Consider the following 12,278-nt stretch of genomic DNA (forward strand, 5'->3'; position numbering starts at 1 on the left):
CTCAGCCTCGCTTGCGGGGTACGTGGCGGCGGTAGGCGCTGACCGTCGGGTCGTCGGCGATCCAGAAGCGCCACTCGCGGTCGTGGGCGCCGGTCACGCCGACGCGCGGGCCGGCGGCGATCCGCGACTCGGGCACCGGGGTGCGCGGCGGGCGGAGCCGGACCGGGGAGTCGGCGGCGAGCAGGTCGGCGCCGTAGGCGGTGCCGTCGATGCCGAGTGCCTGGCACAGCCTCGCCGGGCCGCGGGCCAGGTCGCGCTCCACTGTGGATCGGCGCCGCACGGCGGCCTCGTCCAGCCCGGCGACGACGGCACCGGCGCGCAGCAGCACCGCCGAGGCCTCACCCTCGACGCCGGTGACCACGTTGGCGCACCAGTGCATGCCGTAGGTGAAGTACACGTAGAGGAAGCCCGCCGGGCCGAACATGACGGCGTTGCGCGGTGTGCGGCCGCGGTGGGCGTGCGAGGCCGGGTCGCCGGCGGTGCCCGCGTAGGCCTCGACCTCGGTGACGCGGACCGTGACGCCGCCGGCGGTCAGCTCGCACCCCAGCAGGCCGCGCGCCGCCGGGAGCACCGGGCCGGCGAGCAGGTCGCGCAGCGGGTTCAGCGGGGTACGACGTGCGCGGTCGCCCATTCCCGCCATCCGTCCAGCTTGTCCACAGCGGACGCCAGCTGGTCGGCGACCGGGCCGGGACCGGTGGAGCCGGGCGTGATCCGCGCGGCGAGCGCGGAGCGCACCGACAGCACGTCGCGCACGCTGGGGTCCAAATAGGAGCTGACCAGCGCCAGGTCTTCGTCGCTGACCTCGTCGAGCGCGCACTCGCGGGCCACGCAGAGTGCCACCAGGCGGCCGGTCACCTCGTGCGCCTCGCGGAACGGCACGCCCTTGCGCACCAGCCAGTCGGCGACCTCGGTGGCCAGCGTGTACCCCACGGGTGCGGCGGCGACGAGGCGGTCGACCCGTACCGTCATCGTGGAGATCATGCCGGCGAGGGCCGGCAGCACCAGCTCCAGGGTGTCCACCGCGTCGAAGACGGGCTCTTTGTCCTCCTGCATGTCGCGGTCGTAGGTGAGCGGCAGGCCCTTGAGCATGGTGAGCACCGTGACGAGGCCGCCGATCAGACGGCCGGCCTTGCCGCGGGCCAGCTCGGCGATGTCCGCGTTCTTCTTCTGCGGCATGATGGACGACCCGGTGGCGAAGCCGTCGTCGAGCTCGACCCAGCCGAACTCCTGCGACGTCCACAGCACCACCTCCTCGCCCAGCCGGGAGAGGTGCACGCCGACCAGCGCGGTGACGAAGAGGAACTCGGCCACGAAGTCGCGGTCGGCGACCGCGTCCATCGAGTTGGCGGCGGGGGCGGTAAAGCCGAGCTCCTTGGCCACGCCGGCCGGGTCGAGCGGCAGCGACGAGCCGGCCAGCGCGCCGGCGCCGAGCGGGCTGATCGCCGCGCGGGCGTCCCAGTCGCGCAGCCGCTCTAGGTCGCGCAACAGCGGCTGTACGTGCGCGAGCAGCCAGTGCCCGAACGTCACCGGCTGCGCGTGCTGCACGTGCGTCATGCCCGGGGCGGGCGTGTCGACGTGCCGCTCGGCCTGCTCGACCAGCGCGTCGGCGAGCTGCACCAGGTTGGTGGCCACGCCGCGCGCGTGGTCGCGCAGGTAGAGCCGCAGGTCGGTGGCGACCTGGTCGTTGCGGGAACGGCCGGCGCGCAGCTTGCCGCCGAGGGTGCCGAGCCGTTCGAGCAGGCCGCGTTCGAGCGCGGTGTGCACGTCCTCGTCGTCGACCGTCGGACGGAACGCCCCGGAGGCGCAGGCGGCCTCCAGGTCGTCGAGGGCGGCGAGCATCTGGCCCAGCTCGTCGGCGTCGAGCAGCCCCGCCCCGGACAGCACGCGGGCGTGCGCGCGGGAGGCGGCTATGTCGTACGGCGCGAGGCGCCAGTCGAACTGGACGCTGACGGAGAGCCGGGCCAGAGCCTCGGCGGGGCCGCCGGCGAAGCGGCCGCCCCAGAGAGAGGTACGAGAAGACACAACCAGCTACCGTAGCCGGGCGTCCCGAGCCGCCGCGATCCGGCTTGGCAGGCCCCACAGCTGCACGAAGCCCTTGGCCAGCGACTGGTCGAACGTGTCGCCCGTGTCGTAGGTGGCGAGGTTGAAGTCGTACAGGCTGGCCTCGGAGCGCCGGCCGGTGACCACCGCGCGGCCGCCGTGCAGCGTCAGCCGGATGTCGCCGGAGACGTACTTCTGGGTGTCGGCCACGAACGCGTCGAGCGCGTACTTGAGCGGCGAGAACCACAGGCCGTCGTAGACGAGCTCGGCCCACCGCTGGTCGACGCCCTTCTTGAACCGGGCCACGTCGCGCTCGACGGTCACCGCCTCCAGCTCCTGGTGGGCGGTGATCAGCGCGATCGCGCCGGGCGCCTCGTACACCTCGCGGCTCTTGATGCCGACGAGCCGGTCCTCGACCATGTCGAGCCGGCCGACGCCCTGTGCCCCGGCCCGCCGGTTGAGCTCGGCGATGGCCTGGAACGGCGTGACGGTCTCGCCGTCGATCGCCACCGGCACGCCCGCCTCGAACGTGATCACGACCTCGTCGGCGTCGCGCGGCTCGGCCGGGTCGGCGGTGTACTCGTACAGGTCCTCGATCGGCGCGTTCCAGATGTCCTCGAGGAAGCCGGTCTCGACCGCGCGGCCCCACAGGTTCTGGTCGATCGAGTACGGCGACTTGTGGCTGACGTCGATCGGCAGGCCCTTCTCCTCGGCGAGGGCGATGGCCTTGTCCCGCGTCCACGCGAAGTCGCGGGCCGGCGCGACGATCTTCAGGTCGGGCGCGAGCGCGCCGATGCCGACCTCGAACCGCACCTGGTCGTTGCCCTTGCCGGTGCAGCCGTGCGAGACGACCGTGCCGCCGTGCCGCTTCGCGGCCTCGACGAGGTGCTTGACGATCAGCGGGCGGCTGAGCGACGAGAGCAGCGGGTAGCGGTCCATGTAGAGCGCGTTGGACTTCACCGCCGGCAGGCAGTACTCGGCGGCGAACTCGTCCTTCGCGTCGATGACCTCGGACTCGACGGCGCCGCAGTCGAGCGCGCGCTGGCGGATGACGGCCATGTCCTCGCCGCCCTGCCCGAGGTCGACCGCCACCGCGATCACCTCGGCGCCCACCTTGTCCGCCAAGTACGGGATGGCGACCGACGTGTCCAGGCCGCCGGAGTACGCCAGAACGACGCGCTCAGTCATGAGTGATCTCCTTGGTTGTTCTCGTCGCGCCCAGCCCAGGCGCTCAGCTTTTCGGCGAGGTCAGCGCCGGTCAGTGGCTCGCGGGCCACCACGAAGATGGTGTCGTCACCGGCGATCGTGCCGACGACCTCCGGCAGGCCGGCCCGGTCGAGCGCGCTGGCCAGAAACTGCGCGGCACCCGGCGGGGTGCGCAGCACGGCCAGGTTGCCGCTCGCGTCGGTGCCGGTGAGCAGCTCGCGCAGCAGCCGCACGAGGCGGGCCGGCGCCTGCTCGGCCGGGCGGGGACGGGGCAGCCCGTCCTCCGGGATCACGTAGACGCCGGGGCCGCCGTCGCCGCCGCGCACCTTGTACGCGCCCAGCTCCTCCAGGTCGCGGGAGAGCGTGGCCTGGGTGACCTGCACGCCGTCCGCGCCGAGCAGCTCGGCAAGCTCGGTCTGCGAGCGCACGCCGCGTTCCCGGATGAGGTCGACGATCCGCGCGTGGCGCGCGGTGCGTGTGCCCGGGCCGGTCATTGGTCCAGCAACCATGTCAGGAGCGCTTTCTGGGCGTGCAGGCGGTTTTCGGCCTGGTCGAAGACGGCGCTCTGCGCGCCGTCGAGCACGTCGTCGGTGATCTCCTCGCCGCGGTGCGCGGGCAGGCAGTGCAGCACGACCGCGCCGGGCGCGGCCGCCGCGAGGAGGTCCTTGTTGATCTGGTACGGCCAGAAGGGGGTACGCCGGTCGCGGCCGTCCGCCTCCTGCCCCATCGAGGTCCACGTGTCGGTGGCCACCACGTCAGCGCCGTCGACCGCCTCCCGCGGGTCGCGCAGCACCTGGGTCGAGCCGCCGGTCCACGCGGCGATCTCGTCGGCCCGCGCGACGACCACGGGTGACGGGTCGTGCCCTGGTGGGCCGGCGACCCGCACGTGCATGCCGGCGGTGGCCCCGGCGAGCAGGTACGAGTGGGCCATGTTGTTAGCGGCGTCGCCGACGTACGCGAGCGTGCGGCCGGCCGTGCCACCGCACCGCTCCCGGACGGTGAGCAGGTCGGCGAGGAGCTGGCAAGGGTGGAAGCCGTCGGTGAGCGCGTTGACCACGGGCACGGTGGCGCCGGCCGCGACCTCGGCGATCCGGTCGTCGCCGAACGTGCGCATGACGATCGCGGAGACGTACCGGGAGAGCACCTTCGCGGCGTCGCCGAGCGTCTCGCCCCGGCCGAAGTGCGTGCCCTGCGTGTCGACGACGATCGGGTTGCCGCCCAGGTCCGCGATGCCGACGTCGAACGAGAAGCGGGTGCGCAGGCTCTGCTTGTCGAAGAGCACCGCCACCGACTTCGGACCGGCGAGCGGGGTGTAGGCGAAGCGGTCCGCCTTCATCGCGGCGGCCAGGTCGAGCACGGTGGACTGCTCGGCCGGCGTGAGGTCGTCATCCCGAAGGAAATGGCGCGTCATGACGCCGCGTCCAGTGCGGTCGGCAGGGCGGCGAGGAACGCGTCGACCTGGTCGGCGGTGAGGATCAGCGGCGGCGCGAGCCGGATGACGTCGGCCTGCACCGGGTTGGTCAGGAAGCCGTGGTCGCGCAGCACGCCGGCGACGGCGCCGGAGGCGGGCGCGTTGAGCACCACGCCGAGGAGCAGGCCGGCACCGCGCACCTCGCGCACCAGTGGGTGGCCGAGCGCCTCCACACCCCGCCGGATCCGCTCCCCCACCCGCTTGACGTGGTCGAGCAGGCCCTCGTTGGCGATCGTCGAGATGACCGCGAGCGCGGCGGCGCAGCTGATCGGGTTGCCGCCGAACGTACTGCCGTGGCTGCCCGGCCCGAACAGGTCTGCCGCGCCGCCGAACGCCAGGCAGGCGCCGATCGGCAGCCCTCCCCCGAGCCCCTTGGCGAGCGTGACGACGTCGGGCTCGATGCCCTCGGCCTGGTGGGCGAACCAGTGCCCGGTGCGCCCGACGCCGGTCTGCACCTCGTCGAGCGCCAGCAGCGCGCCCCGGGCCGCGGTGATCTCGCGGGCCGCGGCGAGGTAGCCGGCCGGGGGCACCACGACGCCGCCCTCGCCCTGGATCGGCTCGAGGATCACCAGCGCGGTGTCGGTGGTGACGGCGGCGTCGAGGGCGGCCACGTCGCCGTACGGCACGTGGGTGACGTCGCCGGGCAGCGGGCGGAACGGGTCGGCCTTGGCCGGCTGCCCGGTCAGCGCGAGGCTGCCCATCGTGCGGCCGTGGAAGCCGCCCTTGGTGGCGACCGCGCCGGTGCGCCCGGTCAGCCGGGAGAGCTTGAACGCCGCCTCGACCGCCTCCGCGCCGGAGTTGCCGAAGAACACCCGGCCCTGCCGCCCGGCGAGGGCCAGCAGCAGCTCGGCCAGGGCCACCGGCGGCTCGGCGACGAAGAGGTTGGAGACGTGGCCGAGCGTGCCGATCTGCTTGGAGACGGCGGCCACGACGGCCGGGTGGGCGTGGCCGAGCACGTTGACCGCGATGCCGCCGAGCAGGTCCACGTAGGAGCGACCTGTCTCGTCCCACACCACGGCGCCCTCGCCGCGCACCAGCGCCAGCGGCGGCGTGCCGTAGTTGTCCATCATGGACTGTGACCAGCGGTCGACGAGACTCGTCATGAGGGGATCACCATCGTTCCGAAACCTTCCGAGGTGAAGACTTCCAGCAGGATGGAGTGGGCCATCCGCCCGTCGACGACGTGGGCGGCCGGCACGCCACCCCGCACCGCCCGCAGGCAGGCCTCCATCTTCGGCACCATGCCGGACTCCAGCCGCGGCAGCAGCGCGGCGAGGTCGGTCGTGGTGATCTGTCGGACCAGGCTCGTCGTGTCCGGCCAGTCGGTGTAGAGGCCGGCCACGTCGGTGAGCACGACCAGCTTGCGCGCGCCGAGCGCCACGGCGAGGGCGGAGGCGGCGGTGTCGGCGTTGAGGTTGTGCAGCACGCCGTCGGCGTCCGGCGCGACGGAGGAGATGACCGGGATGCGGCCGGCGGCGATGAGGTCGGTGACCGAGGAGACGTTGACGTGCTCGACGTCGCCCACCTGCCCCACGTCGACCGCCTGGCCGTCCACATAGGCCGGACGCCGCACGGCGGTGAAGAGGCGGGCGTCCTCACCGGACAGTCCGACGGCGAACGGGCCGTACTCGTTGACGAGCCCGACAAGCTCGCGCCCGACCTGGCCGACGAGCACCATCCGCACGACGTCCATCGCCTCCGGCGTGGTGACCCGCAGGCCGCCGCGGAACTCGCTCGCGATGCCCAGCCGCCCCAGCATCGCCGAGATCTGCGGGCCGCCGCCGTGCACGACGACCGGCTTGAGCCCCGCGTACCGCAGGAAGACCATGTCGGCCGCGAACGCCTTCTTGAGCTCGGGGTCGATCATCGCGTTGCCGCCGTACTTGACCACGACCGTGGCGCCGTGGAAGCGGGCCAGCCACGGCAGCGCCTCGATGAGAGTGGCGGCCTTCTCCTGCGCGGTGATGAGTGTGTCGGTCATGTGGAGTAGGCCGAGTTCTCGTGCACGTACGCGTGGGAGAGGTCGTTGGTCCAAATGGTGGCCTCGTCGGCGCCGGCGTGCAGGTCGATCCGGATCGTCACCGCCCGGCCGGAGAGGTCCACAGTGGAGCGGTCATCGGCCGCCGCGCCGCCCTTGCACACCCACACGCCGTTGACCGCGACGTCGAGCGCGTCCGGCTCGAAGGCGGCGGCGGTGGTGCCGACCGCGGCGAGGATGCGGCCCCAGTTGGGGTCGTTGCCGAAGAGGGCGGTCTTGACAAGGTTGTTGCGGGCGACCGAGCGGCCCACCTCGACCGCGTCGTCCTCGCTGGCCGCGCCGACCACCTCGATGGCGACGTCCTTGGTGGCGCCCTCGGCGTCGGAGAGCAGCTGCTGGGCCAGGTCGTGGCAGGCCGCGGCGACCGCGGCGGCCAGCTCCCCCGGCGCCGGCTCGACGCCGGAGGCGCCGCTGGCCAGGAGCAGCACGGTGTCGTTCGTCGACATGCAGCCGTCGGAGTCGACCCGGTCGAACGAGACCCGGGTGGCCGCCCGCAGCGCCGCGTCGAGCACCTCCGGGCCGGCGACCGCGTCGGTGGTGAGCACGCACAGCATGGTGGCCATGCCGGGGGCGAGCATGCCGGCGCCCTTGGCCATGCCGCCGACGCTCCAGCCGCCCTTCTCCACCACGACCGTCTTCGGCCGGGTGTCGGTCGTCATGATCGCCTCCGCCGCGGCCGGCCCGCCGTCGAAGGCCAGCGCGCCGGCGGCGGCGTCGACACCGAGGAGCAGCTTGTCCATCGGCAGCAGCTCGCCGATCAGCCCGGTGGAGCAGACCGCGACGTCGCCCGCGCCGATGCCGCCGAGGGCCGCGGCGGCGTGCTCGGCCGTGGTGTGGGTGTCCTGGAAGCCCTGCGGCCCGGTGCAGGCGTTGGCCCCGCCGGAGTTGAGCACGACGGCCCGGACCACGCCGGCGCGGAGCACCTGCTGGCTCCAAAGCACCGGTGCCGCCTTGACCCGGTTGGCCGTGAAGACGCCGGCGGCGGCCGACCCCGGCCCGTCGTTGACCACGAGGGCGACGTCGAGCCCGCTCGACTTGAGCCCGGCGGCGACACCCGCGGCCCGGAAGCCCTTGGGCGCGGTGACGCTCACGGCGCGACCCGCTTCGTCACGGCCGGGTCGGTCGCGCGGGCGGTCACGGTGCGACCCCGTGCATCGGCAGGCCCATCGTCTCGGGTAGGCCGAGCATCAGGTTGGCGCACTGCACGCCCTGGGCGGCGGCGCCCTTGCCGAGGTTGTCGAGCGCGCTGCTGACGATCACCCGGCCGGAGTCGACGTCGGTCGTGGCCTGGAGGTGGCACGCGTTGGACCCGAGCGTCGCGGCCGTGTGCGGCCAGGCCCCCTCGGGCAGCACGTGCACGAAGGGCGCGTCCGCGTACGCCTCGGCGAGCACCTGGCGCGCGTCGCCTTTCGACGCCGGCGTCGCGGTTACGGTGGCGAGGATCCCGCGCGGCATCGGCGCGAGCACCGGCGTGAACGACAGGCTCCGCGCCCCGGTCGCCTGCTTGATCTCCGGAACGTGCTGGTGCCGGCCCACCTTGTAGGGCGTCAGGTCGCCCATCACCTCGCTGCCGAGCAGGTGGGCCTTGGCGCCCCGCCCCGCACCGGAGGTGCCCGAGGCGGCCACCACCACGACGTCGTCGGCCGAGACCGCGCCCGCCGTGATCAGCGGGGCGAGCGCCAGCGAGATCGTCGTGGCGTAGCAGCCGGGCGCGGCCACCCGGGTGGCGGTCGAGATCTCGCCCCTTTGCCCGGGCAGCTCGGGCAGCCCGTAGGTCCAGGCGCCGGCGTGCTCGCCACCGTAGTAGCGCACCCACGCGTCAGGATCGCGCAGGCGGTGGTCGGCCCCGAGGTCGACCACCTTGACGCCACTGGGGAGGGCGGCGGCGAGCGCGCCCGACTCGCCATGCGGGAGCGCGAGGAAGACCAGGTCGGCGTCCGCGAGCGCCTCCGGACCGGTGGCACCGAGCGTGATGTCGAGGCCGGTCAGGTGCGGGTGCACCACGGCGAGCGGCGAGCCCGCCTGGCTGTGCGCGGTCGCGGCGACGAGGTCGAGCTCCGGATGGCCGGCGATCAGGCGCAGCAGCTCGCCACCGGCGTAGCCACTCGCCCCCGCCACCGCAACCCGGATCCCCATGACAACCTCCGCATGTCTATGCAGAGCACGGTATCAGCTTGCCGTCGACGCCTGCAAGGTCATGCAGCGGAGTGAATAGTGAGTCAGCTCTCCAGCGGCAGGCGGCGCAGACCCAGGCGCAGGGCGAGGCCCAGCAGCACGCCCGCGGCGCAGTCGGTGATCCAGTGGTAGCCCAGGTAGGTCACGGCGACGAAGACGGTCACCACGGGCACGACGAGCAGCGCGCGACGGAGCCGCCCCGGCAGGGGGCGGCGCAGCGCCCGCTGCGCGAGGGCCACCAGGACGGGGTACCAGATCAGCGTGTTCACCACGTGCCCCGAGGGGTACGACCAGCCGGCGTCGTGGGTGAAGAGCTGGACCGCGTCGGGCCAGGGCGCGTGCGGGGCGGAGCGGTCGGTCAGGATCTTGAGCGGCACCACCACGACGTAGCTGGCCGCGGCCGTGACCAGCACGAGGAGTACCGGCCGCACGGTGCGGTCGCGGGCGCCGAGCAGCACGGCCGCGACGAGCAGGATGGACGCGATGAGGTTGGCCGAGCCGAGGAAGTAGAGCGCCTTGGCCGCCAGCCGCAGCGGCTCGGGGCGGTGGGCGTCGACCCAGTTGCGCACGGCGAGGTCGAGGTCGAGCAGCGCGCCGGCGGCGAGCGCCCCGGTCAGCAGCGCGAAGGCGGCGGCACAGACGACCTCGCCGTATCCCCCGCGGCGTTCCATCCATCGAAGTCTGGCACGGCTTGACATGTGACCTTTTGGTCACGTAACTTTGGGTGGTGATCGACGACGACCTGGTCTTCAAGGCGCTCGCCGACCCGACCCGGCGCTTCCTGCTCGACCTGCTCTTCACGCGAGACGGCCGGACGCTCACCGAGCTGGAGTCGGAGCTGGCGATGACCCGCTTCGGCGTCATGAAGCACCTGCGGGTGCTCGCGGACGCCGGCCTCGTGATCACGCGCCGCCAGGGCCGGGAAAAGCTGCACTTCCTCAACCCGGTGCCGATCCGCCAGATCCACGACCGCTGGATCGACAAGTACACGGAGCACCGCACCGCGGCGCTACTCGACCTCAAACGCGAGCTGGAGGGGGACTCCCCATGAGCACCACGACGAGCACCACCACCCAGGTCTACCGCGTCTACATCAAGGCCACGCCGCAGGCGATCTGGGACGCGATCACCCAGCCCGAGTGGACCAACAAGTACGGCTACCAGGGCTTCGCCGAGTTCGACCTGCGCCCCGGCGGCGCCTACCGCGCACGGGCGAGCGAGGAGCTCCAGGCGGCCGGCATGCCCGAGATCCCGGTCGAGGGCGAGGTGATCGAGGTCGACCCGCCACACAAGCTCGTCCAGACATGGCGCGCCACCTGGCTCGACGAGCCACCCACCCGCCTGACCTACGAGATCCGCGAGAGCAGCGCCGGCGTCTCGTCACTGACCGTGACACACGAGCTGGACGGCGCGCCCCAGACGGCGGCGCAGACGGCCGGCGACATCGAGGGCGCCGGCGGCGGCTGGGCCGAGGTCCTCAGCGACCTCAAGACCCTCCTCGAAACCGGCAACTCCATGCACGCCTGACCGACTGGCACTCTTCCGGGTCCGCGCGACCCCGGCCGCCGCCCACCCACCACCGTGCCGTCCCGGCGGCAGCGCGCTGCCGTCGTCGACCGAGTTTCGCACCCGCGAGTCGGCGTGCCGCAGGAACTGTCCGGGGAAGTTGACCGACTCGAACGAGTAGCAGCTCCCGTCGGCGAGGCCGGCCCGCACGGGGCAAAGACCGCGACCAACAGCGGACGGGTGAGGCCGCGGGAGCAGCGGTCGGGACCACGACGGACGTCGCGGTAGCTCTGGTCTCTGTCTATGCGGGAGTCGGTCAGCGCAGGCGGCTGCAAGGGACGGCGAAGGCGCCCCACGCGCGCTTGTTCGCGGGGCCGGAGCGGAAGGTCACGGCCTTGAGCGCCGGGTCGGCCTTGCAGGCGGCCGTGTTGGCGGTCACCTGCTTGCTCCAGCTCGGCACGCTCGTCGTGCGCCAGATGTGGTCGTGGCGGTAGTTGCCGATCGCGACCACCGTGAGCAGCGTGGCCAGCACGACGATCGGCACGTAGGCGAAGCCCTCGGGGCCGCGCCAGGACGTGCCGCCGGCCCAGGATCGGGGGATCAGCAGCGCCACCGTGGCGGTGACCAGCAGGAGCAGCGACGGGAGCACGTAGCGGCCGGGCACGCCGCCGCGGAGGGCGACCTGCACGGCGAAGAGGCCGAGCGCGTGCACCCCGGCGACCGCGGCCAGCAGCCACGCCGGGCGGGTGCGGCGCCACACGGCCAGGGCGACCGCCGCCAGGAGGACGCCCCAGGCGAGCAGGATCAGCGCCTTGTGCTCGGTGGTGTGCACGACCTTGCCGCGTATCCACGCCTCACCGAGGTAGGTCACCGGCACCTGGATCTCGGCGAACTGCTGGAGGTTCCACAGTGGATCGTAGTTGGGCACCACGCCGATGATCTCGCGTTCGGCCTCACCGCTCACGTAGGTCCACAGCTGCACACCGACGCCGAGCGCCATCGCGACCACCATGAGGATGCCCGCGCGGTCGCGGCGGACCACGGCGCGGACCAGGGCCAGTGGCAGCAGGGTCAGCGCCAGGGTGGTGGAGAACGCCACGACGAGCGCGAAGACGGGCGCGGCGATCTTCCCGAGCGGGCGCACCTGCACGGAGAGCAGCACCCAGAAGAGCGCGTACAGGGCGGGAAACTGGAGCGTCGCCACGTTGTCGACGATCTCGCCGTTGGAGGCCCACTGCGCCACGACCGGCGCGGCGACGAGCAGGCGGAGCACTGGGTGGCGCAGGTGGGCGCCGCTGGCCGCGTACACGATCAGGGCCAGGCCGACCGTGGAGAGCGCGGCGAGCGTGGCGTTGGCCGCCGCCCACGCGGAGACCGGCAGGAGCGTCGTGATCTCGGCGAGGACGCGCGGGAAGAAGTGGTAGTAGCCGTTGAGCGGCGTGGTGAACGCGTCGTACGGCGTCATGTTGGCCGCGTCGTGCAGGAAGTTGGCGCCGTCTTCGGCCCACACGGTGTCGAGCGCGCCGGCGCCCGGACCGCGTACCCGGCCGAGGGAGTAGATGACGCCGAAGCTGACGAGCGCGGCGGTGACGAGGATCCGGCGAGGGGTTACCGGGGTGGGGGACGCTTCGGGAAACAGCGCGTCGCGCAGCCGACCGGGCCAGCCCGCCGGCGGCCGCGGTGCCTGCTCGCCGGAGGGGACGGGTGCACCGTCCACGTCCGGCCGCTGGGGCACCGCGGCGCCGACGGCCGTGGTCACAACCGGCCGTCGTGTACGGCCTGGGTCACCCATGGGACGACCTCGTCGAGCATCGTGTCCAGGCTGGTGGTCGCTTCGAAGCC

At 73.1% G+C, this 12,278-nt stretch carries 13 protein-coding genes and 1 pseudogene; 2 read left to right on the forward strand and 12 right to left on the reverse strand.

Annotated features, from left to right (window positions below):
* Position 1: 1 nt before the first annotated feature.
* From AC5L36_RS44275 to AC5L36_RS44320, 10 genes are all read right to left on the reverse strand, one after another.
* Positions 2-631 carry a DNA-3-methyladenine glycosylase gene (locus AC5L36_RS44275; RefSeq protein WP_441224953.1) on the reverse strand — a complete coding sequence of 210 codons (630 nt, stop codon included), beginning with the start codon at positions 629-631 and terminating at the stop codon, positions 2-4.
* Positions 601-2,022, reverse strand: a complete 1,422-nt coding sequence (gene argH, locus AC5L36_RS44280) for an argininosuccinate lyase (protein ID WP_441224954.1) — start codon at positions 2,020-2,022, stop codon at positions 601-603. The genes AC5L36_RS44275 and argH overlap by 31 nt, the downstream gene beginning before the upstream one ends.
* A gap of 6 nt (positions 2,023-2,028) precedes the next feature.
* A complete protein-coding gene (locus tag AC5L36_RS44285) occupies positions 2,029-3,228 on the reverse strand; it encodes an argininosuccinate synthase (RefSeq protein WP_441224955.1) in 1,200 nt (399 codons plus the stop codon).
* Complete coding sequence (locus tag AC5L36_RS44290; protein WP_441224956.1) at positions 3,225-3,740, reverse strand: arginine repressor; 516 nt, start codon at positions 3,738-3,740, stop codon at positions 3,225-3,227. The genes AC5L36_RS44285 and AC5L36_RS44290 overlap by 4 nt, the downstream gene beginning before the upstream one ends.
* On the reverse strand, positions 3,737-4,657 hold the full coding sequence (argF, locus tag AC5L36_RS44295; RefSeq protein WP_441224958.1) for an ornithine carbamoyltransferase: 921 nt from the start codon (positions 4,655-4,657) through the stop codon (positions 3,737-3,739). Before argF ends, AC5L36_RS44290 begins: the two co-directional genes overlap by 4 nt.
* Entirely contained in the window at positions 4,654-5,820 is a 1,167-nt protein-coding gene (locus AC5L36_RS44300; protein ID WP_441224960.1) for an acetylornithine transaminase, read from the reverse strand. The genes argF and AC5L36_RS44300 overlap by 4 nt, the downstream gene beginning before the upstream one ends.
* Positions 5,817-6,698, reverse strand: a complete 882-nt coding sequence (gene argB / locus AC5L36_RS44305; RefSeq protein ID WP_441224961.1) for an acetylglutamate kinase — start codon at positions 6,696-6,698, stop codon at positions 5,817-5,819. The genes AC5L36_RS44300 and argB overlap by 4 nt, the downstream gene beginning before the upstream one ends.
* Positions 6,695-7,846 (reverse strand): bifunctional glutamate N-acetyltransferase/amino-acid acetyltransferase ArgJ, encoded by a 1,152-nt coding sequence (argJ, locus tag AC5L36_RS44310; RefSeq protein ID WP_441224963.1) that lies wholly within the window; start codon positions 7,844-7,846, stop codon positions 6,695-6,697. Before argJ ends, argB begins: the two co-directional genes overlap by 4 nt.
* 43 nt (positions 7,847-7,889) lie before the next feature.
* Positions 7,890-8,891: an N-acetyl-gamma-glutamyl-phosphate reductase gene (gene argC, locus AC5L36_RS44315; protein ID WP_441224964.1), complete on the reverse strand. Its 1,002-nt coding sequence runs from the start codon at positions 8,889-8,891 to the stop codon at positions 7,890-7,892.
* 83 nt (positions 8,892-8,974) lie between these two features.
* Entirely contained in the window at positions 8,975-9,601 is a 627-nt protein-coding gene (locus AC5L36_RS44320) for a phosphatase PAP2 family protein (RefSeq protein ID WP_441224966.1), read from the reverse strand.
* Positions 9,602-9,657: 56 nt separating this feature from the next.
* Between AC5L36_RS44320 and AC5L36_RS44325 the strand changes: the two genes are divergently transcribed.
* A complete protein-coding gene (locus AC5L36_RS44325; protein ID WP_441224968.1) occupies positions 9,658-9,981 on the forward strand; it encodes an ArsR/SmtB family transcription factor in 324 nt (107 codons plus the stop codon).
* A complete protein-coding gene (locus tag AC5L36_RS44330) occupies positions 9,978-10,457 on the forward strand; it encodes an SRPBCC domain-containing protein (RefSeq protein WP_441224970.1) in 480 nt (159 codons plus the stop codon). The genes AC5L36_RS44325 and AC5L36_RS44330 overlap by 4 nt, the downstream gene beginning before the upstream one ends.
* 84 nt (positions 10,458-10,541) lie before the next feature.
* Here the strand turns inward: AC5L36_RS44330 and AC5L36_RS44335 are convergent.
* A pseudogene (locus AC5L36_RS44335) lies at positions 10,542-10,646 on the reverse strand (AbfB domain-containing protein); the annotation flags it as partial.
* 106 nt (positions 10,647-10,752) lie between these two features.
* Positions 10,753-12,195 carry a hypothetical protein gene (locus AC5L36_RS44340; protein WP_441224972.1) on the reverse strand — a complete coding sequence of 481 codons (1,443 nt, stop codon included), beginning with the start codon at positions 12,193-12,195 and terminating at the stop codon, positions 10,753-10,755.
* Positions 12,196-12,278: the final 83 nt, after the last annotated feature.

The sequence above is a fragment of the Phytohabitans sp. LZ39 genome (genome assembly GCF_059359075.1).